At 74.5% G+C, this 23,162-nt stretch carries 16 protein-coding genes and 1 pseudogene; 8 read left to right on the forward strand and 9 right to left on the reverse strand.

Features of this window, described 5'->3' with window-relative positions:
• Positions 1-53: 53 nt before the first annotated feature.
• The 3 genes from OG989_RS07920 to OG989_RS07930 all read right to left on the reverse strand — a co-directional run bounded on the left by OG989_RS07920 (position 54) and on the right by OG989_RS07930 (position 5,923).
• The gene (locus OG989_RS07920) at positions 54-2,579 is read right to left on the reverse strand and encodes a polynucleotide kinase-phosphatase (RefSeq protein WP_327030133.1); all 2,526 of its coding nucleotides are present in this window, start codon (positions 2,577-2,579) and stop codon (positions 54-56) included.
• Positions 2,576-4,048: a 3' terminal RNA ribose 2'-O-methyltransferase Hen1 gene (locus OG989_RS07925; protein WP_327030134.1), complete on the reverse strand. Its 1,473-nt coding sequence runs from the start codon at positions 4,046-4,048 to the stop codon at positions 2,576-2,578. Before OG989_RS07925 ends, OG989_RS07920 begins: the two co-directional genes overlap by 4 nt.
• A gap of 309 nt (positions 4,049-4,357) precedes the next feature.
• Positions 4,358-5,923 (reverse strand): LPXTG cell wall anchor domain-containing protein, encoded by a 1,566-nt coding sequence (locus OG989_RS07930; RefSeq protein WP_327030135.1) that lies wholly within the window; start codon positions 5,921-5,923, stop codon positions 4,358-4,360.
• Positions 5,924-6,102: 179 nt separating this feature from the next.
• Between OG989_RS07930 and OG989_RS07935 the strand changes: the two genes are divergently transcribed.
• Both OG989_RS07935 and OG989_RS07940 read left to right on the forward strand, forming a co-directional pair.
• Positions 6,103-6,588, forward strand: a complete 486-nt coding sequence (locus tag OG989_RS07935; protein WP_327030136.1) for a SigE family RNA polymerase sigma factor — start codon at positions 6,103-6,105, stop codon at positions 6,586-6,588.
• Positions 6,585-7,646, forward strand: coding sequence for an LCP family protein (locus tag OG989_RS07940; protein WP_327030137.1), 1,062 nt, complete (start codon positions 6,585-6,587; stop codon positions 7,644-7,646). The genes OG989_RS07935 and OG989_RS07940 overlap by 4 nt, the downstream gene beginning before the upstream one ends.
• A gap of 54 nt (positions 7,647-7,700) precedes the next feature.
• Here OG989_RS07940 and OG989_RS07945 read toward each other — a convergent pair whose 3' ends face one another.
• On the reverse strand, positions 7,701-7,913 hold the full coding sequence (locus OG989_RS07945; RefSeq protein WP_151456894.1) for a hypothetical protein: 213 nt from the start codon (positions 7,911-7,913) through the stop codon (positions 7,701-7,703).
• A 402-nt stretch (positions 7,914-8,315) separates the two neighbouring features.
• Here OG989_RS07945 and fbaA point away from each other — a divergent pair, with 402 nt between their 5' ends.
• Complete coding sequence (fbaA, locus tag OG989_RS07950) at positions 8,316-9,341, forward strand: class II fructose-bisphosphate aldolase (RefSeq protein ID WP_327030138.1); 1,026 nt, start codon at positions 8,316-8,318, stop codon at positions 9,339-9,341.
• 138 nt (positions 9,342-9,479) lie between these two features.
• Here the strand turns inward: fbaA and OG989_RS07955 are convergent, their stop codons facing one another.
• Positions 9,480-10,733 carry an LOG family protein gene (locus OG989_RS07955; protein ID WP_442791912.1) on the reverse strand — a complete coding sequence of 418 codons (1,254 nt, stop codon included), beginning with the start codon at positions 10,731-10,733 and terminating at the stop codon, positions 9,480-9,482.
• 307 nt (positions 10,734-11,040) lie between these two features.
• Between OG989_RS07955 and OG989_RS07960 the strand changes: the two genes are divergently transcribed.
• Positions 11,041-11,469, forward strand: a complete 429-nt coding sequence (locus OG989_RS07960; RefSeq protein WP_132235196.1) for a DUF3151 domain-containing protein — start codon at positions 11,041-11,043, stop codon at positions 11,467-11,469.
• A gap of 85 nt (positions 11,470-11,554) precedes the next feature.
• Here OG989_RS07960 and OG989_RS07965 read toward each other — a convergent pair whose 3' ends face one another.
• Both OG989_RS07965 and OG989_RS07970 read right to left on the reverse strand, forming a co-directional pair.
• Positions 11,555-13,237, reverse strand: coding sequence for a chromosome partitioning protein (locus OG989_RS07965; RefSeq protein WP_327031126.1), 1,683 nt, complete (start codon positions 13,235-13,237; stop codon positions 11,555-11,557).
• Positions 13,238-14,774: 1,537 nt separating this feature from the next.
• Complete coding sequence (locus OG989_RS07970) at positions 14,775-15,923, reverse strand: hypothetical protein (protein ID WP_327030140.1); 1,149 nt, start codon at positions 15,921-15,923, stop codon at positions 14,775-14,777.
• Between the two features lie 122 nt (positions 15,924-16,045).
• Here OG989_RS07970 and OG989_RS07975 point away from each other — a divergent pair, with 122 nt between their 5' ends.
• From OG989_RS07975 to purD, 4 genes and pseudogenes are all read left to right on the forward strand, one after another.
• Entirely contained in the window at positions 16,046-17,335 is a 1,290-nt protein-coding gene (locus OG989_RS07975) for an adenylosuccinate synthase (RefSeq protein WP_327030141.1), read from the forward strand.
• Positions 17,336-17,599: 264 nt separating this feature from the next.
• A pseudogene (locus OG989_RS07980) lies at positions 17,600-17,713 on the forward strand (type IV toxin-antitoxin system AbiEi family antitoxin domain-containing protein); the annotation flags it as partial.
• 165 nt (positions 17,714-17,878) lie between these two features.
• A complete protein-coding gene (locus tag OG989_RS07985; RefSeq protein WP_327031127.1) occupies positions 17,879-18,502 on the forward strand; it encodes an endonuclease domain-containing protein in 624 nt (207 codons plus the stop codon).
• A 90-nt stretch (positions 18,503-18,592) separates the two neighbouring features.
• A complete protein-coding gene (purD, locus tag OG989_RS07990) occupies positions 18,593-19,840 on the forward strand; it encodes a phosphoribosylamine--glycine ligase (protein WP_327030142.1) in 1,248 nt (415 codons plus the stop codon).
• 152 nt (positions 19,841-19,992) lie between these two features.
• On the opposite strand, the gene OG989_RS07995 is transcribed toward purD, so the two are convergent.
• Entirely contained in the window at positions 19,993-21,357 is a 1,365-nt protein-coding gene (locus tag OG989_RS07995; protein WP_327030143.1) for an MFS transporter, read from the reverse strand.
• 127 nt (positions 21,358-21,484) lie between these two features.
• Entirely contained in the window at positions 21,485-23,047 is a 1,563-nt protein-coding gene (locus OG989_RS08000; RefSeq protein WP_327030144.1) for an AMP-binding protein, read from the reverse strand.
• Positions 23,048-23,162 lie beyond the last annotated feature (115 nt).

Genomic DNA, 23,162 nt, shown 5'->3' on the forward strand with positions numbered 1-23,162 from the left:
CCGGCGGTCACGGGTGACGGCCGCCGTCGACCGCCGTCACCCGTCACGCCTCGTCACAGCCGGGGGTCGACCGGCTCGGACTCGCAGGCCAGGATCGCGAAGACCAGCTCGTGCCGGCGCCACAGCGGAGCACCGGCGACCAGCGCGTCCAGCGCCGCCAGCCCCAGCCCGTGCTCGCGCAGCGCCAGCCCCCGCTTGCGCCCCAGCGACCGGCGGCGCAGCGCGGCCAACTGCTCCGGCTCGTCGTAGCCGGGACCGTAGATGATCCGCAGGTACTCCCGGCCCCGGCACTTGATGCCCGGCTGAAGCAGCGAACCCCGCTCGGTGCGGGCGGCCGGGCCGGCGTACGGCTTCACCACCATGCCCTCGCCGCCGGCCGCCGTCAGCGCCAGCCACCACTCGGTGGCCGCCGCCTCGGCGGCCGGATCGGCCAGGTCGACGACCTGGCGGCGCGTCGGCGTGAAGAACTCCGGGTCGGCGGCGCAGAGCCGGTCGGCCAGCCCGAGGTGCCAGCCGTGGTCCCGGTCGGCGTAGCTGGCCTTCGCGCCGGCCAGCACCGCGAACGGGGCCAGGGTCACCCCGCGCAGCCCGTCGGTCGGCCCCACGTACGCCCGGTAGGCGTCCGAGTAGGCCATGATCTCGTCGCGGCGACGGGCCATCCGGTCACGCAGCTCACCCACGGGCAGCCCTCGCCCAGCCGCCGCCTCCAGCGCGGCCAGCGCCGCCGGCAGGGCGGCCCGGCCGGCGGCACCGACCCCGGCGTACTGCTCGCGGATCAGTCCGCCCGCCTTCGCCGACCAGGGCAGCAGCTCGCAGTCGAGCAGCAGCCAGTCCGTCCCCAGCTCGTCCCACAGCCCCGCCCCGCCGACCGCCGCGCGCACCCGGTCGAGCAGCTCGTTGTCGAGCGGCGCGCCGAAGAACGGGCGGCCGGTGCGGGTGTGCACCACCCCGCCACCCGGACCGAAGGGCCCGCCGTCGGGCTCCCGGCAGACCAGCACCACGGCCCGCGAGCCCATGTGCTTCTCCTCGCAGACCACCCGGTCCACGCCCGCCGCGCGGTAGTCGGCGAACGCCTGCGCCGGGTGCTCCAGGAAGCCGCCCGACGTCGCCGTCGAGCAGGGCGCCATCGTCGGCGGCAGCCAGGCCAGCCAGCGCGGGTCGACCGCGAAGCGGCTCATCACCTCCAGCGCGGCGGCCGCGTTCTCCGCCGGCACGGTCAGCGACCCGTACGGGTGCTCGACGTGCCGCCGGCCGGTCACGTCGGTCAGCTCCAGCACCTGGTCGGGTCGGGCCGGCGCGGCGGCCAGCGGGCGGGTCGGCGCGTACCACTCCCGCTCCGCCGGCACCGAGACCAGCTCCTTCTCCGGGTAGCGCAGCGCGGTGAGCCGGCCGCCGAAGACGCAGCCGGTGTCGACGCAGATGGTGTTGTTCACCCACTCCGGCACGGCGGCCGGGGTGTGCCCGTAGACCACCATCGCCGAACCCCGGTACTCCCGCGCCCACGGGTAGCGCACCGGCATCCCGTACTCGTCGGTCTCGCCGGTGGTCTCGCCGTACAGCGCGAAGGAGCGCACCCGGCCCGACGCGCGGCCCTGGTACGCCTCCTTCAGCCCGGCGTGCGCAACCACCAGCCGGCCCTCGTCGAGCACGAAGTGGCTGGTCAGGTCGTCGATGAAGCCCGCCACCTCGGCCACGAAGGCGTCCGGCTCGGCCGCCAGCTGCTCCATCGTCTCGGCCAGCCCGTGGGTGAGCCGCACCTCGCGGCCGCGCAGCCGGCGCAGCAGCTTCTGCTCGTGGTTGCCGGGCACGCAGATCGCGTGCCCGGCGGCGACCATGCCCATCACCAGGCGGAGGACACCGGGGGAGTCCGGGCCGCGGTCCACCAGGTCACCGACGAAGACGGCGGTACGCCCCGACGGGTGCGTCGCGTCCACCGGCCGGCCCCGCTCGTCGCGGCGCAGCTCCCAGCCGAGCCGGACGAGCAGCGCCTCCAGCTCGGCGCGGCAGCCGTGCACGTCCCCGACGATGTCGAACGGCCCGGTCAGCTCCCGCCGGTCGTTGAACAGCTTCTCGTAGCGGATCTCGGCGGCGTCGATCTCCTCGACGCCGCGCAGCACGTGCACCTTGCGGAAGCCCTCCCGGGCCAACAGCTTGTACGACCGGCGCAGGTCGCGCTGCATCCGGGCGAGCACGTGCCGGTTGAAGGTGCGGTCGGCGCGACCCTCGGTGCGTTCCCACGCCAGCGCCTCGGGCACGTCCAGCACGACGGCCACCGGCAGCACGTCGTGCTCGCGGGCCACCCGCACCAGGCCCGCCCGGGCGTGTGGCTGGAGGTTGGTCGCGTCGACCACCGTGAGTCGGCCCCGGCGCAGCCGCGTGGCGGCGACGTGGTGCAGCGCGTCGAAGGCGTCGGCGGAGGCGGACTGGTCGTTCTCGTCGTCGGCGACCATCGCCCGGAACGTGTCCGAGGAGAGCACCTGGCTGGGCGCGAAGTGCCGGCGGGCGAAGGTGGACTTGCCGGAGCCGGAGACGCCGACGAGTGCGACCAGGGCCAGCTCGGGGATGTCGAGGGTGGTCACGGGTTCTCCTTCCGGGTCAGCACGACGAGCTGGGTGGGGGCGCCGACCTCGGGATCGTCGTCGCCGACCCCGCTGATCGCGGCGGTGTAGCCGTACGTGGTGGACACCCGGTCGACCCAGGCGGCGAACTCCGCGCGGGTCCACTCGAAGCGGTGGTCGGCGTGCCGGAACCGCCCGGCGGGCAGCCCCTCGTAGCGGACGTTGTACTCGGCGTTCGGCGTGGTCACCACGACGGTCGCCGGGTTGGCGTGACCGAGCACGGCGTCCTCCAGCGCCGGCAGCCGGGGCGGATCGACGTGCTCGATCACCTCCATCAGCACCGCCGCGTCGTACCCGCGCAGCCGGTCGTCCCGGTAGGTCAGCGCGGACTGCCAGAGCCGGATGCGGTCCCGCTGCCGCTCGGGCAGCCGGTCCAGCCGCAGCCGCCGGGCGGCCAGGGTCAGCGCGTGCGTGGACACGTCGGTGCCCACGATCTCGGTGAACCGGCGGTCGCCGACCAGCGCGGCGAGCAGGGCACCGCCGCCGCAGCCGAGATCCAGCACCCGGCTCGCACCCGCACCGGCCAGCGCGCCGAGCACCGCCTCCCGCCGGCGCGCGGCCAGTGACGCCCGGCGGGCCGAGACCCGCCCGCCCTCCCCGGTCGCCCCGTCCGTGGTCGTGCCGTCCCCGGTCGCCTCGTCCGCAGTCGCCTCGTCGGCGGCCGGCTCGTCGGTCGGGCGTCGCTCGGCCAGGCGGGCCAGGGCCAACCCGGCCAGCGCCCGCCGGTGTGCCAGGTAGCGGCGGGTGATCATGTCGCGTTCCGGGTGGTCGGCCAGCCAGCCCGCGCCGGCCCGCAGCAGCTTGTCGACCTCGTCCGGGGCGACCCAGTAGTGCTTGGCGTCGTCCAGCACCGGCAGCAGGACGTAGAGGTGGTTGAGCGCGTCGGCGACGCGCAGCGTGCCGGTCAGCGTCAGGTCGACGTACCGGCTGTCGCCCCACTCCGGGTGCCGCTCGTCGAGCGGGATCGGGGCGGCGGTCACCGCCCAGCCGAGCGGGCCGAACATCCGGACCGCCACGTCCGCGCCACCCCGGCAGCGCAGCACCGGCACCCGCACCTCCAGCGGGATCGGCGTACGGGCCAGCTCGGGGCGCTCGCGGGACTCGCCGCGCAGGGCCGAGCGGTACACCTTGGACAGCGCGGAGGAGAGCAGGCTGGACGCCGCGTAGGGCCGGTCGTTGACGTACCGCCCGAGGGTGAAGCTGTCCGGGGTCGGCGCCTGCTGCCGGCCACGGCCGCGCGCGCCGGCCAGCCGCAGCGGGTCGACGTCGAGCAGCAGGGCGGCGGTGCAACGCTGCTCGTCCGCCTCCGGGTAGAACACGTGCGCGGTGCCGACCGGCACGTCGAAGGCGTGCGCGCGGTCGGGGTGCTTGATCAGCAGGTGTCCGAGGTCGGTGGCCGGGCGGTGCGTGGTGGTCAGGGTGAGCAGCACGCGCCCAATGGTGTCAGTCGCGCCGATCTTGCGTCGTCCCGTTTTTGGTTGCTCGTGGGTCGGTGGGTTCCGGGGGGTTCGCTGGTGGGGCTCCCCGGAAACCCGTTGTGGTTGCGGTTCGTCGGCCGCTCGGACGGGGGCGCGTGCCGTCGGTGGGTGTCTGTGGGTGGGCGGCGCGTGCCGCGTCGGGGTGGGTGGCTGGGGGTGGGGCGTGGCGTCGGGGTGGGTGGCTGGGAGTGGGGTGGGGTGGGTGGAAATGGTGGTGCCCCGCCGGCCAGGGGTCGGCGGGGCACCGGGGGTGCGGGTGGGTCAGGCGACGAAGTGGGTCTTGCGGCGCTTGGTGACCACGTAGCCGCCGACGCCGGCGACGAGCAGCAGCCCGCCGATGCCGGCGATCAGGCCGGTGGACTCACCGGTGATCGGCAGCGTGCCGCCGTCACCGTCACCGTCACCGCCTCCGCTGCCGCCGCCGTTGCCGGCCGCGTTCACCAGGAGCTTGGCGGTGTCGTTGGCCGGCTTCAGGTCCTTGGAGAAGCCCCCGTCGCACTGGCACGGGATGTTGATGTCGACGGTGCCGGTCGCGTTGGCGACGACCTTGTCGATCCGGAGTCCGAACTCGAAGGTCTCCGCGTCGCCGGCCTTGAGGAGCGGCTGGGCGTAGCAGAAGTAGGTGCGGGCGCCCGGCTCGCCCGGCTCGCCCCGGTCCTCGCCCTTCACGGGCATGCACTCGTCGGGGGCGTCGACCACGGTGGTGCCCTCGGGAATCGCGACCTCCATGTAGGTCACGGAGGACCCGCCGCGCTGGTAGTCGAGGGTGGCGGGACCGTTGTTGCGGAAACCTACGGTCGCGGTGACCCGCTTGCCCGCCTTCGCCGTCACCGAGTCGCCGACGGCTTCGAGGTCGGTGCCGTTCGTGCCGGTGGCGGTGACCTCCAGGCTCGACCAGTTGTTCTCCGGGTTGATGTCGACCTGGGACGAGCGGGCCCGGACGTTCGGAGCCGAGAGGCTCAGGGGCTCGCCGTCACCCGGCTTGCCGACGGAGACGCCGTTGTCGGTCAGGTACTTGCTGAAGTCCTCGAACTCGGCGACAGTCATCCAGTTGTAGTAGCCGTAGTCCCTACCCGGGGCGTAGGTGTCCGCGCCCAGCTGGTACGCCAGGGAACCCGAGTGGACGGCCCCCGGGGCCACGTCGGCCGAGAAGCGGCAGGTGCGGAGGTAGTCGCCCTCGTAGGTGCAGTTGCTGTGCCGCTTGTCGGCACGGATGGCGTGGTCGTTGTCGAAGACGGCGACCGCGCCCTTCGCGGTGGTCTGACCGGCGTTGCCGAGCACGATCGGCGCGGTGAACCGGCTGCCCGGTGCCACCGAGACCTCCGTCTCCGTGCCGCCGGCCAAGTCGACGCCCTCACCGATCCGGATCTGCGACGTGTGGCTCGTCGGCGCCAGGCCGTCGGCGCTCACCGTGACCTTGACCTTGCCGGCGTCACCGTCCTTCGCCTCCGCCGTGGGCACGACGGCCACGTTGAAGTAGCCGGAGGCCCAGTCGTACAGGTCGTGCTCGAAGAGGTCCGTGCACACCAGGACGCCCGCCTCCGGCGACGTGCACTCGGACTCGAACTCCGACTTGATCTGCACCTTGTCCGCGAAGTCGCGGTAGTCGAACCGGGCCGTCAGGCCGAACACGGTGACGGGCTCGGAGGCGAACATGAGGGGCGATTCGTACTTGCCCTCGGATCCCGCCGCGACGGTCAGGTCGCTGAAGTAGACGCCGAGCTCGACATCGGTGTCCTCGGCGGCGGCGGGGGAGGCGGAGGCGGCGACGAGCGCGCCTGCGACGCCCAGCCCGGCCAGCCAGCGCCGAGTGGAGTGCTTGAGCATGTGGGGGGTTCCTCCCGTGGGAATGCCAGGAGTGGCCAGCGGATCTTAAGGACTCCTTAAGAACCGCCGCTGCCCGGTCGGCCTCCGGCGGGCAAACATCGACCGAACGGCTGAACAGGATCGCCGCAACGTTCCGGCCGCCCGCATCCGTCATCAGGAGCAGGAGTCCGGGAGGTGCAGTGACGTACGAGGAGTTCGCCGACTCACGGCTGGCCGCGCTGCTGCGGTACGCGGTCATGCTGACCGGCGACCCGCACCAGGCGCAGGACCTGGTGCAGGACACCATGGTCCGGGTCCAGCTCAACTGGCGCCGGGTGGCCCGTGCCGACTCGCCCGAACGCTACGTCCGCCGGATGCTGACCAACCAGTACGTCGACTGGCGGCGGGGCTCCTGGATGCGCCGGGTGCTGCTGCGCGCCGAGCCTGACGACGCGGTGCCGGCGCCGGCCGACCACGCCCAGCACGCCGTCGACCGGGACCAGATCTGGTCCTGGCTGTCCGGACTGCCGCGCCGGCAGCGGGCCACGCTGGTGCTGCGCTACTACGAGGACCTGCCCGACGCGGAGATCGCCGACATCCTCGGCTGCGCCGTCGGGACCGTCCGCTCGTCCATCTCCCGCGCCCTGGCCACGCTGCGCGCCGAACACGTGGAGGCCTGCTCATGATCGAGGACGAACTGCGGGCCGCCTTCGCCCGGCACGAGGCCCTGACCCCGCCCGCCGGCCCGCTGCGGTCCGCCATCGACCGGCTCGCGGCTGCCCGCCGCCGTCGCCGGCTGCGGCTCCGGGCCGGCGGTGCCGCGCTGGCCCTGCTCGGCGTGCTGGGCATCGGGGTGCCACAGCTCACGCCGGACCGGGTCGCCGAGGACGCCACCCTGCTCGCCGAGCCCGCCGGACCGGCACCGACGGGCGCGCTGAACATCCTGCTGCTCGGCGTGGACGGTACGGCGAAGGAGCCCACCCGGCTGGCGGACTCCGTACTGCTGGTGCACATACCGGCGGACCGCAGCCGGCCGTACCTCATCTCGCTGCCCCGCGACCTGGCGGTGCCGATTCCCGGTCGCGGGATCGACAAGCTCAACGCCGCCTTCCTGTACGGCGCCGGCAAGGGCCGGCCCGACCTGGGAGGCGGCTACCTGCTGACCCGCCAGGTGGTCGCCGACCTGACCGGCGTACGCGTGAACGCCGGCGCGGTGCTCACCTACCCGGTGCTGCGCCGGCTCACCGACGAGGTCGATGGCGTGGAGGTCTGCCTGCCGCGCGAGGTGCGCTCCTTCCACACGGAGCGGGTCTTCCCGAGCGGCTGCCAGCGGCTCGACGGCGCCGCCTCGGTCGACCTGCTGCGGCAGCGGCGGGAACTGCCCGAGGGCGGGCTCGACCGGGACCGGCACGCGCAGCTCTTCGCCGCCGGGCTGATCCGGCGGGCCGGCGAGCAGGGGGTGCTGACCGACCCGGTCAGGCTCCTCGCCCTGGTCGGCACCGTCGGCGCGGAGCTGGTCGTGGGCAGTGACGGCTCGCCGCTGGTGGATCTGCTGAAGGTGCTTCCGGATCTGAGGTCCGTCGACCCGATCGGGCTCAGTCTTCCGGTCGGGCCGCCGGAGGGCCTCGGCTGGCGACTGTCACCGGACCCGACGGAAGCCCCCGCGTTCCTGGCCGCGCTGCGGGAGGACCGGCTGGCGCAGTGGGTGGCGCAGCATCCGGAACGGGTCAACCGCATCCGCTGACGCGCGGGCCGGCCGTCACCGGGATCGTCCGGAGGCGGCCGGCCCGCGTACGACTCAGCGGTAGTCCTCCTCGTCGGGGGCGACCACCCGGGCCTGCTCCATCGCGTCCCAGTCGTCGACCTCCAGGCCACGGTGCGGCTCGGTGTCGGCGTCGCCGGGGTCGATCGCGGCGGCCTGCTCGATCGCGTCGGCCGGCTCCGCCTCCATGTCGCGTTCCTCGGGGCTGAGGTGGTCGCTGGGTGCGAAGTCCTCTTCGGGCTGACCCATATCAGTCCCTCCCGGGATCTCAGCGGACAGTTCCCCACACACCGTACGGGTTGCGCCCGCTCGCCGCTCGGAAGCCGAGTCGACCGAATCGACCCACCGGCCGCCGCCCCCGGTGCCAGGATGGGACGGTGGGCTTCCTGATCCGGTCGGCCGCCGCCGTCGCGCGGCCGCGTCCCGGGGTGCCGTCGTGCTGGCCGTGGCGACCTGGCTGATCGGCGTCTTCCGCGCCCGACAGGTGGGAGGGGCGGTGGGGCGGTGGCCAGGGACCGGGCGCGTACCGGGTCGGTTGTGCCGGCACCGGTCTTCTACGGGATACTGCCGACGGTGGACAGCGCGGTCCGGCGCACCCAGGGACAACAGCGGCCGGTGACGGCCGACAGCGGTAAGTAAGGAGCGTTCGACATGCCCATCGCTTCCCCCGAGACCTACGCGGAGATGCTGGACCGCGCCAAGGCCGGCCGGTACGCGTACCCCGCGATCAACGTGACGTCCTCGCAGACCCTGAACGCGGCGCTGAAGGGCTTCGCCGACGCGGAGAGCGACGGCATCATCCAGGTCTCGACCGGTGGCGCGGAATACCTTTCCGGCTCCTCCGTCAAGGACATGGTCACCGGCGCGGTGGCGTTCGCCGCGTACGCGCACGAGGTGGCCAAGAAGTACCCGGTCAACATCGCCCTGCACACCGACCACTGTCCGCAGGAGAAGCTGGACAAGTTCGTCCGGCCGCTCATGCAGATCTCCAAGGAGCGGGTGGCCGCCGGCCAGGAGCCGCTGTTCCAGTCGCACATGTGGGACGGCTCGGCCGTGCCCGTGGCGGAGAACCTGGAGATCGCGGCCGAGCTGCTCGACCGGGCCGCCGAGGCCAAGATCGTCCTTGAGATCGAGGTCGGCGTGGTCGGCGGCGAGGAGGATGGCGTCGAGAACGCCATCAACGACAAGCTCTACACCACGGTCGAGGACGGCCTGGCCATGGTCGAGGCGCTCGGCCTGGGCGAGAAGGGCCGCTACATGGCGGCGCTGACCTTCGGCAACGTGCACGGCGTCTACAAGCCGGGCAACGTCAAGCTCCGCCCCGAGATCCTCAACCAGATCCAGGAGGCGGTCGGCGCCAAGTACGGCAAGGAGAAGCCGCTCAGCCTGGTCTTCCACGGCGGGTCCGGCTCGCTGCTCTCGGAGATCCGCGAGGCGCTGGACTACGGCGTGGTGAAGATGAACATCGACACCGACACCCAGTACACCTTCACCCGGCCGGTCGCGGACCACATGTTCCGCAACTACGACGGCGTGCTCAAGGTGGACGGCGAGGTCGGCAGCAAGAAGCTGTACGACCCGCGGGTCTGGGGCAAGGCCGCCGAGGCCGGCATGGCCGCCCGGGTGGCGGAGGCCTGCGAGCACCTGCGCTCGTCCGGCACCACGCTGGCCAAGTGACGCGCTGAGCGGCCTCCACGCAGCACAGTGACGCGCTGACGCGTACCGCCGACGGCCGGCTCCCCACCCGGGGGCCGGCCGTCGCTTCGGTCAGGAAGGGCACCTTGCACATCGGAATGCGACAGGAAGGTGCCCCTCCTAGCCGGCGGTGAGCACCCGGACCGCCTCGTGGACGTCGTCCGTGAGGTGCACGGAGGACGACAGGTCGCCGAACGGCGAGGCGCCCAGCAGCGGCCGCAGCAGCGACTCCACCGGAAGCTCGTCCGTCCAGTACGCGCGGTCCAGGAAGACGTACGCGCCGCTGGCCCCGTCGGTGCCGTAGTAGGTCTTCGTTGCGGCCTGGAACACCTCCTGCACGGTGCCCGCCCGGCCGGGGGCGAAGACGATCCCGCCCCGGGCCAGCCGCAGGATGGTGTCCTCGCGGATGGCGTTGGAGAAGTACTTGGCGATCCGGCCGGCGAACAGGTTCGCCGGCTCGTGCCCGTACAGCCAGGTCGGGATGGCCAGCCCGCCGGCACGCGCCCAGTCCACGTCGCCGCCGGCCAGTGCGGCCGAGTCGGCGCGGGACGCGCTGCCGGGGTCGGCGGCCCGGGGCCGGGGCGGCACCACCGGCTGGCCGTAGCGCTCCCGGACTTGCAGCGCCGCCGCCGTGTAGCGGTCGTGGTCGGTGAAGTCCGGCGCCCCGGCCAGCAGGTCGATCGCGGCGTCCAGGTCCTCGACCGGCCGCAGCGCGAGGTGGGCGCCGAGGTTGGCGGCCTCCATCACCCCGGGGCCGCCGCCGGTCACCACCAGCCGGTCGGCCCGCGCCAGCTCCCAGCCCAGCACCGCCGCCATCCGGTACGGCGCGCTGCCGCGCGGCACCGCGTGGCCGCCCATGATGCCGACCACCGACTGCGGCCCGTGGGTGGCCAGCCAGGCGCGGGTGGCGTCGGCCAGCGCGTTGTCCACGCCGTGGTCGTGCAGCCGTTGACCGAGCGCCTCCCGGACGTCCGGCAGCGCCCCGCCGTGCGCCCGGAAGTGCTCGTAGACGCGGGTGTCGTACATCCCGGCGAACCCGCCCTCGGCGAAGCCGGCGGCCAGCTCCTCCGGGGTGTAGAGGTGGGACGGCTGGGTCGGGTAGGGCAGCCCGGAGAACGGCGGCACCACGTTCGCGCCGCGCCGGACCAGGTCGGCGCCGACCTCCCGGGAGGCGAAGCGGCAGCCCACGAAGAGGGTGCCGGTCACCTCGACGGCGGTGAGGTCGGGGACGGGATCGAGGTCGAGCCGTAGCCCCTGCACGGTCAGCCCGACGAGGCTGCCGGTGGTCAGCCGCCGCTCGAACTCGGCGCGGGTCTCGATCTCGTCGGTGCAGGTGTGCGGCTCGATGACGTCCGCGGGAGGTGGGGTCGGCACCCTGGCCATCCTGCCCCGCCGGGTCAACCGGCCAAACCTGGGAGCCCTCCGCGCTCCGGCGACCCTGCCGCCGGAGGTCGCCCGACCCGCGCGGCACCGCACCCGCGCTGGACCGACGGGAGCCCGGCGGCCGTGACCACCGGGCTTCCGCGGTACCGGGTCCTGGGGAGGCTCCCGACCAATAGTTGTAGTCGAAAGCATCTGCCCGGGGCATGGGCCGCAGGCGTGACCAACTCCTCAGCCGTTCAGCCAGTCGGCTCGCCCAACCCCCTCGCGCGCCCCTGGGCGAAGCGGGTTGAATGGGGCGATGCAGAACCTGTTGCCGGAACCACCGGCCACTCTCCTCCCCGCGCACGACGAGGCCGACGCCGCCCTGGCCGCCGCCGAGCAGGCCGGCAGCGACGAGGCGTACGCCCAGGTGGCGGCGCGCTTCCCGACCTACAGCGCCGGCTGGGGTGCGCTGGCCGCGCGGGCCTTCGCCGCCGGCCAGGTCATCCCGGCGTACGCCTACGCGCGCACCGGCTACCACCGGGGCCTGGACCAGCTGCGCCGCAGCGGCTGGAAGGGATTCGGTCCGGTGCCGTGGTCGCACGAGCCGAACCAGGGCTTCCTGCGCTGCCTCTACGTGCTGTCCCGGGCCGCCGACGAGATCGGCGAGGCGGACGAGGCGGCCCGCTGCGCCCAGTTCCTCCGCGACTGCGACCCGGCCGCCGCGGACGCGCTCGCGAGCAACTGACGTCCGAGCCGACGGCCGGCGCGGCGTCAGTCCCGCCGGCCGTCGGCTCGTCCAAGTCCACCATCCCGCCGCGCCGGGCGAGGGCCTACAGCCCCTCCGCGACGGCGGCGGCGATCTTCAGCCAGGCGTCCCGCGCGGCCGCGGAGAGCCCCCCGTACCGGATCGGCTCGCCGGTGTCGATGAGCCGCTCGTACGGCGCGAGCAGCACCGCCCGGGTGCGCGCCGCGAAGTGCTCCTGGATCGCCGGCAGGTCGATCTCCTTGCGCGACGGCGGCATGGAGACCACGGTGACCGCCTGCCGTACCAGCCGCTGCCGGCCGCTCTGCTCCAGGTGGTCCAGCATCCGGGCGGCCGTCTCCGCCGAGTCGTTGCGGGCCGACATGGTGACCACCAACTGGTCGGTGGCGTCCATGGCGGCCTGCCAGTTCTGGGCCCGGACGTTGTTGCCCGTGTCCACGAAGATCAACTTGTAGAACCGGCTGACCACCTCGCGGATCTCGGCGAAGGCGGCGGCGGTGAGCATCTCGCCACCCGTGGCCGACTCGTCCGAGGCGAGGACGTCGAACATCCCCTCGCCCTGCGAGCGGACGTACTGCGACAGGTCGCCCACCCGCCCGTGCGCGCCCTGGAACTGGCCCAGGTCCCGCAGCATGTCCCGCACCGTACGGGAGTGGAAGTCCTGCTGGGCGCGCATCCCGAGGGTGCCCTGGGTCTCGTTGTTGTCCCAGGCCAGCACGTAGCCGCCGCGCTTCTGGCCGAACGTCATCGCCAGCAGCAGGATGGCCACCGTCTTGCCGGCCCCGCCCTTCGGGTTCACCACGGTCACCTGGCGCAGCCCGCCGAAGTTGCGGCGTACCGTCTCGATGTCCCGCCGCATCTCCTGCTCGTGCCGCCCTGGCGGCAGCCGCAGCCCCATCCGGTTGGCCACCGCCCGTACGCCCATCGTGGCCACCGGGTCGGCGGGCCGGACCTGCCGGCGGCGCGCGAAGTCCTCGGCCGTCGGCGGGTCGGTGATCGCCGGGCGCCAGTTCGGGTCGGGCTGTGCCGGCGGCACCGCGACGACCCCCTCCGCCGGCTGGTACGCCTGCTGCGGAGCCGGGGCGTGGCCCCCCGGAACGGCCTGCTGCCAGGGCGGCGGATACCAGCCGGGCGGGTACGGCCCGGGCGGCGTCGGGCCCTGCTGCGGCGGGTACGGCCCCGGCGGACCGCCCTGCTGCGCCGGGTAGGGGCCGCCCTGCTGCGGTGGGTAGGGCCCGGGCGGCGCGGACTGCTGTGCCGCCGCCGGGTCGGCCCCGAAGTCCTGCTGTGGCGTCGGGTCGGCCCCGAAGTCCTGCTGCGCCGCCGCATGGTCCGGTCCCAGGCCCTGCTGTGTCGTCGCCGGGGCGGGTTCGAAGCTCTGCTGTGTCGTTGCCGGGGCGGGTTCGAAGCTCTGCCGTGGCGTCGCCGGCTCGCGCCCGGGGCTCGGCGCAGGGCTCGGCGTGGGGCTGACCGGCACGCCCTGCCCAGCCGAATCGCGTGGGAACGGCACCTGGGGTGCACCCGCCAGGGGCGGGGCCTGCTGGAGTGGGCCCTGGTCGGCCGGATCCGGCGGGGGGAGGGCCTGGCCGGCCGGGCCTGGCTGGGCCGGTTGCTGGTGGTGGAGGGTCCGTCGGAGCGCGGCGCCCTGGTGCGTGGGCGCGGGATCGGTCGCGCCGGGTCCCGGTCCGGGCTCGACGGCCGCCGTGGCGGGCCGCTGCGGCGGCTGCGCCCACGGCGACTCGGCCGGCATCCGCGCCCCGCCGCCGTTGGCCTGGCCGCCGCCCGTCGCCGCCCCGCCGGCACCCCCGTTCGCGGGAGCGCCGGCACCGTCATTCGCGGCACTACCGGCACCCCCGTGCGTCGGACCGCCGGCACTCCCGTGCGTCAGACCGCCGGAACCGTCATCGGTCGGCCCGCCGGCACTGCCCTTCGCCGGGTCGCCGACACCGTCATCCGCCGGGCCGCCGGCACTGCCCTCCGTCGGGACGCCGCTACTCCCATTCGCAGGGCTGCTGATGATGCTCCCGTTCGCCGGGCCGCCGGTCCCGTTCCCGCCCATAGCCGGCGAGCCGGCCGTCGGGGCGTCGCCGGTCCGGTGGAGGCCGTCAGCCCCGGCGGATCCGCCGGGGCCGGGCGCCGTGTCGTGGGACGACGGCCGACCATCCGGGAAGGCGTCGGCCGTGGCGTCCGGCGAGGCACCGTCCTGCCGCTTGGCGAACCCCTGGGCCGGCTCGCCCGGACCGCTGGGACGAGTCGAGTTGGCCGGCGCTGTGTCGGTCCGGGCGGTGCCCACGGGCTGCGGGGACGCCACCGGAACCGGTACGACCGGCTGGTCGAGGCTGAATGGCATGTCGAGGTCGACCGGGGCGGGCCCGGTCTGCGGAGCCCGAGGAGCCGGTACGCCACCTCCGGCGGCCACCGACGGACCTCTGCCCGCCCCGACCGCCATGCGGTCGCCGGCAGAGCCGGGGGCAGGCGCACCGACCGCGCCGAGGCCTGGGCCCGGGGTCGGGCCAGAGGTCGAGTTCGGGCCTGGGGTCGGGCTCGGGCCTGGGATCGGGACCGGCGGGACCGTCGGGCCCGTGGGGGCGTTCGGGGTGGCCGGTGTGGCCTGCGCGGTGGGCGTCGGCGGTGCCCAGGCCGAGGCGTCCGGCCCCCATCCCCCCGCCGTGGCCGGTGGGGGACCAGAGGCCTCGACCGGTGGACGGGCCGGGGCCCCGGTCGCTGGACGGCCCGAGGCGGCGGCATGCGGAGGCCCAGGAGCCACGGCCGGTGGAGGTCCCGGAACTGCTGTTGGCGGAGGCCCCGGGGCTGCGGTGGGCGGAGGCCCTGGGATCGCGGCCGGTGGAGGTCCGGGGATCGCGGCCGGTGAGGGCCCCGGGACTGCGGCCTGAGGGTGGCCCGGGAGTGCGGGTGGTGGGGGCGACCAGCCGGTGTTCGCGCCCTGCGGGGCGGTCGCCCCCGCGTCGGGGAGCGGCACCCCGCCGTGCAGGGACGGGTAGTCGGCCGGCGAGGGTGGGTGACCCGGCCGGCCCTGGGGCGGGACGGGGGACGCGGGCGCGGCAGTCGACGCCCAGGGCGGTGTGTCGGTGCCGTCGATCTGCTCCGGCGGCCAGAGTGGTTCGATGTCCCGCTCCGGCATCGGCTGCTGGCCGGGCCCGTGGACCCGGTCGACGTTCTCGTCCACCACGGTTCCTCCCCATTCCTCCTGCCGAGGATAGGCCCAGTGACCGCGCCGGGTCGGCCGTCGCGGGCCGGCCGCGTCGGTCGCGTCGGGGACGCCGAGGTCAGCCCGCCCAGACCGCCCAGGCACCCGGCTCGGTCCACCAGGACCGCTTCCGGCTCAGCTCGCCCTCGGCCCCGTCGTCGAGGAACGGGACCTTCCCCTCGCGGGGCAGCACGGCCACGGCCCGCCCCCGGGCGCGTCGTACCTCCAGCCGGACCCGCTTCCTGCCCAACGCCGAGCGGGTCACCACGGGAACGGCGACCGCCACCTCGACCAGCCCGTCCGTCGGGTCCGGGTCGCCGAGCAGGGCCACGTCGTCGAGCCGGGCGTACCCGCCCGCGTTGCCGATCGCGCAGGCCAGCAGCGGATCGTCGCCGTTCGAGAGCACGGCGTCGTCCACCTCCACCCGTCCGCGCCAGTGCAGCGGCCGGCCGCTGTCGTCGGCGGCGCCGAGGAGCGCGCCGTCCAGGGTCACCGAGCCGCCGTCGTTGCGCAGCAGGTCGAGCCGGCGGGGCGTGCCGTCCAGCACCGCGGCGGCCACCGCCGCCGGGTCGCGGGGCAGCCCGAGCTGCGCCGCCAGGTCACGGTGCGTCGTGCCCCGTGCCGGATCGAGCGGGAGTACGCCGATCGGCGGCAGGTCAGGCACCGTCCGGTTGCCGGGCAGGTCGTCGGGACGGCGGCTGGGCGGTGGGGCGTACCGCCGGACGAGCCGGCGCACGACGGCGCGCAACTGGGCGTCGCTGGCCGCGGCGACCACGAGCCGGGCCTTGGAGTCCGGGTCGGGCCAGGTGAGGCCGTCCGGGCGGGGCGGGCCGTCGAACCGGGCCAGCACCTCGTCGATCTCGGCGTCGGAGCGGGCGGTGACCGTCTCGACCCGGGCGCCCCGGGCGGTGAGCGCGTCCGCGCAGGCCAGCACCGGCACCCGCGGGGTGTCGCAGCGCCCGTCGGCCGTAGCGTCACCGGCCGCGCAGGCGTCGGCCGTCGCGCCACCGGCGGGGGCGCAGGCGTCGGCCGTCGCGCGGCTGGCTGTCGTGCCGCCGTCGGTCGTGCCGCTGGCGGGGGCGCCAACGTCGGTCGTCGTGCCGTCGGTCGCGTCGGCGGCGGTCGGGACGGCCCCCTCCTGAGGCGCCGCGCCGCAGCCGCCGCTGCCGCAGGCCCCGCCGGACGCGTCGCGGTCCGAGCCGAGGGTGAGCAGCACCACGTCGTACACGGAAAGGCCTCCTGCCTCCCGACGCGACCCCTGCCGGCCGCGCCGCCACTACTTGTTAGCCTGACACCCCGGGCTCGCTGACCGGTCGCCACCTGGCACCCGAGCCTTCTGGAGGCGAAGAGATGCCAGCGATCGTGCTCCTCGGTGCCCAGTGGGGCGACGAGGGCAAGGGCAAGGTTACCGACCTGCTGGGTGGGCGGGTCGACTACGTCGTGCGCTACTCCGGCGGCAACAACGCCGGCCACACGGTGATCACGCCGGACGGCCAGAAGTACGCGCTGCACCTGATGCCGTCGGGTGCGCTCTCCCCGAGCGCGATGATCGTCATCGGCAACGGTGTCGTGGTCGACCCGAAGGTGCTGCTGGCCGAGATCGACGGGCTCGCCGAGCGCGGTGTCGACGTCAGCCGCCTGCGGATCTCCGGCGACGCGCACCTGATCATGCCGCACCACCGGGCCCTCGACCGGGTCGTCGAGCGCTACCTCGGCAGCTCCCGCATCGGCACCACCGGCCGGGGCATCGGCCCCGCGTACGGGGACAAGGTCGCCCGGATGGGCATCCGGCTGCAGGACCTGCTCGACCCGGGCATCCTGCGCAAGAAGCTGGAACTGGCGCTGCGCGAGAAGAACCAGCTCCTGTTCAAGATCTACAACCGCAAGGCGATCGACGTCGAGGAGACCGTCGAGGAATACCTGCGGTACGCGGAGCGGCTCAAGCCGTACATCGCCGAGACCCGGGTCATGCTCTGGGACGCGCTGGACCGCGGCGAGACCGTCCTGCTGGAGGGCGCCCAGGCCACCATGCTCGACATGGACCACGGCACGTACCCCTTCGTGACCTCGTCGAACCCGACGGCCGGCGGGGCCTGCGTGGGCGCCGGCATCCCGCCGACCGCGATCAGCAAGGTGATCGCGGTCAGCAAGGCGTACACCACGCGCGTCGGCAGCGGGCCGTTCCCGACGGAGCTCTTCGACGACAACGGGCAGCACCTGCGCAAGATCGGCCACGAGTACGGCACCACCACCGGCCGGGAGCGGCGCTGCGGCTGGTTCGACGCCGTCGTCGCCCGGTACGCCTGCCGCCTCAACGGCGTCACCGACCTGGTCGTCACCAAGCTGGACGTGCTCACCGGCCTGCCGAAGGTGCCGATCTGCGTCGGGTACGAGATCAACGGCGAGCGCTTCGACGACATGCCGATGACCCAGACCGACTTCCACCACGCGACTCCGATCTACGAGGAGCTCGACGGCTGGTGGGAGGACATCACCAAGGCGAGGACCGAGGACGAACTCCCGGAGAACGCCCGCCGCTACGTCGCCCGCATCGAGGAACTCTGCGGCACCAGGGTGAGCGTCGTGGGCGTGGGCCCGGGCCGCGAGGAAAACGTCCTCCGCCACCCCCTCCTCCCCTAACCCCAACCCCCAACCCCTCACCCGCCCCCCACCCCGTTGATCATGAAGTTGTTGTCTTCGGCACCGGCGTGTCGCACCAATAACTTCATGATCAACGGGGCTGTAGGGGCGGGCGGAGGCTGGGTGAGGGCCGGGTGGGGCGGGTGAGGCCGTGGGGGTTGTCCACAGGGAGCGGGTGGGTTATCCACAGGGGGTTTCGTCGGTCTTCGGCTGGCGGGACAGTCGTTCGGTGTGGAGACGAGTCCGCTGGCGGTCGTACGGTTGATGGCTGGTGCGCGCGACGGCATCGTGACGTTGGCGCAGGCGCGTGCGGCCGGGCTCTCGGTGCACGAGGTACATCGGCTCTGTCGATCCGGTCGCTGGCGTGCGGTGATCCGTGGTGGCTACCTCGTCGATGCCGACCGCTATGACGGCATCCCGCGACGGGCGCGGATCAGGGCGGCTGTCGCATCCTTCGGTACGCGTGCCGCCGCCGTCCTGACAACGGCCGCCGAGCTGCACGGCATCGCGGGCCCCCGGGCGACTGAGGTGATCCACCTGTCGATGCCTGGTCCGGTCGCGAAGCCCGCCCGACTGGCCAGTCCCGACGTGGTGGTGCACCAGTTGACGGTCGCGCCGGGGCAACTGGTCCGGGTCGACGGCATCCCCGTCACCTCACCGTTGCGGACCGTCGCCGACCTGGTCCTCCGGGAAGACCGCTACGCGGCGGTCTGCGTGCTGGACTCCGCGCTGAACCGTGGGCTCGTCACCGACGATGATCTGCTCGCCGTACCGCGGATGATCAGACGCCGGCGCGGCGCGGTGGCGGCGCGCTCCCGCCTGGCGGAGGCGGACGGTCGGGCGCAGTCCCCGCTGGAGACCCGGACGAGGTTGCGTTGCGTCGACGGCCGGGTGTCACCGGACGCCCTCCAGCTCGAGGTGCGCGACGACGACGGGTACCTGCTCGGGATCGGGGATCTCGGGTGGCGGGGCCCGAGGGTGATCGCCGAAGCCGACGGACGGGGCCCGCACGGCACCCCCGAGGCCGTCCACGCCGACCGCCGCCGGCAGAACCGTCTGGTCAACGCCGGCTGGACGGTGCTGCGCTTCACCTGGGCCGACACCCTGGACCCCGCCTACATCCCCCACACCGTCCGCCAGGCCATCGCCGCCGCCCGGCTCCGTTGATCATGAAGTTGTTGCCGTCCGCGTCGGCGTGTCGCGACAACAACTTCATGATCAACGGGGTGGGGGGGTGGGGGTCAGTAGGATGCCGGTGTGCGGGTTCTTCTTCTTGGTGGTGGGGGGCGGGAGCATGCGCTCGCGCTCGGGTTGGCTGCGGATCCGGCCGTCGAGCAGTTGATCGCGGCGCCCGGTAATCCCGGGATCGCCTCGGTCGCCTCGGTGCGGGCCGTCGATCCGTGCGATCCGGCGGGCGTTGCCGCGCTGGCGGTGGAGACCGGGGCCGACCTGGTGGTGATCGGGCCGGAGGCGCCGCTGGTGGCCGGTGTCGCCGACGCCGTACGCGCCAAGGGGATCGCCGCGTTCGGGCCGTCCGCCGAGGCGGCCCGGCTGGAGGGCTCGAAGACGTTCGCCAAGGACGTCATGACTGCCGCAGGCGTACCGACCGCCCGCGCGTACACCTGCACGGACGCGGAGAGCACCGGCAGGGCGCTGGACGAGTTCGGCGCGCCGTACGTGGTGAAGAACGACGGGCTCGCCGCCGGCAAGGGCGTCGTGGTGACCGACGACCGCGCCGCCGCGCTGCGGCACGCCGAGGAGTGCGGCCGGGTCGTCGTCGAGGAATACCTGTCCGGCCCGGAGGTCTCCCTCTTCGTGGTCACCGACGGCGAGGCGGCGGTGCCGCTGCTGCCGGCGCAGGACTTCAAGCGGGTCGGCGACGGCGACACCGGCCCGAACACCGGCGGCATGGGGGCGTACGCGCCGCTGCCCTGGGCGCCGTCCGGACTTGTCGACGAGGTCATGCGCGACGTCGTGCACCCGACCCTGGCGGAGATGGCCCGGCGGGGCACCCCGTTCGCGGGGCTGCTCTACGTCGGGCTGGCGATCACCGCCGAGGGCCCCCGGGTGATCGAGTTCAACGCCCGCTTCGGTGACCCGGAGACGCAGGTGGTGCTGGCGCTGCTGGAGACCCCGCTGGCCGGGCTGCTGCACGCCGCCGCGACCTGCACGCTGGCCGGGCACCCGCCGCTGCGCTGGCGCGACGGTGCCGGCGTCACGGTCGTGGTGGCCGCCGAGGGCTACCCGGCCGCCCCGCGCACCGGCGACGTGATCACCGGGGGCGAGGGGCCGGGGATCATCCACGCCGGCACCCGACGGGGCGCCGACGGGGCGCTGCTCTCCTCCGGCGGCCGGGTGCTCTGCGCCACCGCCACGGGCGCCGACCTGCCTGCCGCCCGGGACGCCGCGTACGCGCTGGTCGCCGGGGTGGAGCTGGCCGGCTCGCACCACCGCACCGACATCGCCTCCGCCGCCGTCGAGGGTCGGATCACGATTCCGGGCTGACCGGGCAACCCACACCCGCCTCGTCTCCGTCTGAGCGGTGCGGCGAGGAGGCGGCGGGATCGCCTGCCGACATCGAGGGCTACCGCGAGTACGTCGGGGCGCGGCTGGAACCGCTGCGCCCGGGCTGACGCTGCATCCCTGACCCGGGGCCGTCACCCCCGCACGGGCGCGTCCCGGTGCGTGGCGGGCGTCCACAGTCCCTCGACCCGGACGCGCCCCTGTACGCGGGGCGTGTCCCGGCGCGTTGCGGAGGCGTACTGGCCGTTGAGGGGCACGAGCTCCTCCGCCCGGTCGCCCGGGCTGCCGGGCGGGGCGGGCGGGTAGCGAGGTGGATCGTCCAGCGCCCGCAGCACCGGCAGCGGCGCGGCGACCAGTACCGCCAGCAGCAGCGCCCCGGCCAGCGCCAGGAACGCGGGGCGTAGCCCGATCCGTTCCACCAGCGGCCCGGCGAGCAGGTAACCGGCCGGGCCGGCCGCGTACGCGAACGAGGTCATCACCCCGACCACCCGGCCGCGCAGGCGTTCCGGGGTGCGGGTCTGCATGGCGTAGTTGGACAGCGGGTTGACCGGCCCGTACGCGAGCCCGATCCCGGCGGCGAAGCCGATCATGGCCGGGAACGGGGGCAGGGTGGCCAGGCCGACCAGCGACACCCCGATGACCAGCAGGGAGGCCACCAGCAGGGTGCGGCGACGGACCCGCCGCCCCGCCGCGCTGGAGGCGAGCGCTCCGATCACGCCCGCGGCGCTCATCGCCATCAGGATCGCGCCGAGCCGGGCGGGCTCTCCCTGGGCCACGAACCACGCCGGCAGCAGCACGCCCTCGACAGGCAGGTAGAGCGCGGCCAGCACCATCGTGAGCAGGGCGATGGTACGCAGCAGCTTGTCCCGCCAGACGAACCGCAGCCCCTCGGCGGTGCCCTGCCACAGGCCCTCCGGGGGGCGTTCGGGGCGGCCGGCCCCGGGCAGCCGGACGGCGGCGATCATCACGACGGCCAGCGCGAACCCGGCGGCGGTGACCCAGAGCGTCGGGCCGGGGCCGATCGCGGCGATGAGGATGCCGCCGACGCCGGGCCCGATCAGGAAGGCGAGCCCCCAGACCGCCTCGTGCACCCCGTTGGCCCGTTCGATCCGCCAGCGGGCGGCCTGTGCGGCGGCCGGCAGCAGCGTCTCCCGGGCGGTCAGCCCGGCCGGATCGAACACCGCGCCGAGCACGGCCAGCGCCACGATCCAGCCGAGGTTCAGCCCGAGCAGGGCGTCGACCACGGGGATCGCGGCGACCGAGGCGGCGGAGAGCGTGTCGGAGACCAGCGCCGTACGCCGCCGGCCGAGCAGGTCCACGATGGTGCCGGAGACGAGGCCGGACAGCAGCATCGGCAGCGCGGCGGCCGCCGCGACCACGCCGGCCGCGGTGGCGCTGCCGGTACGTTCCAGCACCAGCCAGGGCAGGGCGATGTTGGCCACCCCGTTGCCGGTGTTGGAGAGCAGGGTCGCCGCTTCGACCAGCAGCAGCGGTGCCATCCGTGGTCCCGGCTGGCGGTGACGGGGATGGTGGCGGTGACGGGCACGGCGGCGTGGTCCGGAGCCGATCATGGTGCCGTCAGCCTAGGGGCGGCCGGGCATCCGGGCAGTAACGGGCGGGGAACGGTCAGCCGTAGTAGCGGCGCAGCTCGCGGGCCAGCACCTTGCCCGTGGCGTTGCGGGGCAGGTACTTCACGAAGACCACGTCCCGGGGTACGGAGAACCGGGCCAGGTAGTGCCGGACGTATTCGCGGACCGCCTCCGGGTCGAGCGTCTCGCCGGGGTGCAGGGCGAGGAACGCGGCGAGACGCTGGCCGTACTCCTGGTCCGGTACGCCGATCACGGCGGCCTCGCGTACCTGCGGCAGCCGGGCGATCAGGTCCTCCACCTCGGCCGGGAAGACGTTCTCCCCGCCGGAGACGATCATGTCGTCGGCCCGGCCGTCGACGAAGAGCAGCCCGTCGGCGTCGAGCCGCCCCAGGTCGCCGGTGTCGAGCAGGCCGTCGCGGTGCTCCCGGACGGCCCCGGAGGTGTAGCCCTCGAAGAGCATCTCGTTGCCGACGAAGATCCGGCCGACCTGCCCGGCCGGCACCGGCTCGCCGGCCGCGTCGAGGATCTCCAGCCGGGTGCCGTGCGGCGGGCGGCCGGCGGTGGTCGGAGCCGCACGCAGGTCGGCGGGGCCGGCGATGGACGCCCACGAGACCTCGGTGGAGCCGTAGAGGTTGTGCAGCACGTCGCCGTAGACGTCCATGAACCGCAGGGCGAGGCCGCCCGGCAGCGCGGAACCGCTGGCCGCGACCACCTTCAGCGGGGGACGGGGGTCCGGCGGCGGCACCTCCAGCAGCCGTTGCAGCATCACCGGCACGGCGAAGAGCGCGTCGCAGCGCTGCGCCACGAGGGCGGCCAGCGTGGCGGCCGGGTCGAACCGGCGGTGCAGCACGACCGTGGCCCGCAGGGCGAAGCAGACCTGGAGGGCCGCGTACCCCCAGGTGTGGAAGAGCGGCGCGGCGATCATGACGGTGTCCCGGGCGTGCAGCGGGATCCGGTCGATGATGGAGACCAGCGGGCCGAACCCGTTCGGGGTGGGGCGCCGGGCGCCCTTGGGGACGCCGGTGGTGCCGGAGGTGAGCACGATGATCCGGCCGTCGCGCTCGGGGGGACGCAGCTCGCCGGGGACCGCGCCGACGACGAGCGCCTCCCGGGCGCGCTCGTCGAGCCGCTGCACCTCGGCGGGGAGGTTGGCGACCCGGTCGGCGAACTCGGCGTCGTGCGCCAGCACCCGCAGCCGCTGCTCCTGCGCGACGGTGGCGAGCTGCCCGGCGGAGAGCCCGGTGTTGACCAGCACCGCGTCCCCGCCGAGCAGGGTGGCGGCCACGATCGTCTCGACCAGGCCGTGGTGGTTGCGGCAGAGCACGCCGACCCGGTCCCCGGGGCGCACCCCGAGCGCCGTCCGCATTCCCCGGGCCAGCTGCTCCGACCGGTCGAGCAGTTCGGCGTACGTCAGGCCGGTGCCCTGCTCGTCGACGACGGCCGCCCGGTCGGGGTCGCGGGCGGCGGCCTGGCGCAGCTCGCCGGCGATGTTCCAGCCCCACCTGCGCAGCGCCTGGAGCTGCGAGGCGACGCGGATCGGTCGGCCGGGGGCGAGCAGCCCGCGTCGGGTCAGGGTGGCGACGACGAACGGCAGGTCCATGACGCGGCCTCCTCGTGCGGTGCGCGTGGGGCCCCCGGGTCGGGGACCCCACGCGGGCGATCTGGAGATCGAGCGCGCAGCGGTACGGGCGCGGCGGACGTCCGGGCCTGGTGCG

The organism is Micromonospora sp. NBC_01740, from assembly GCF_035920365.1.
Taxonomy (GTDB): Bacteria; Actinomycetota; Actinomycetes; order Mycobacteriales; family Micromonosporaceae; genus Micromonospora; species Micromonospora reichwaldensis.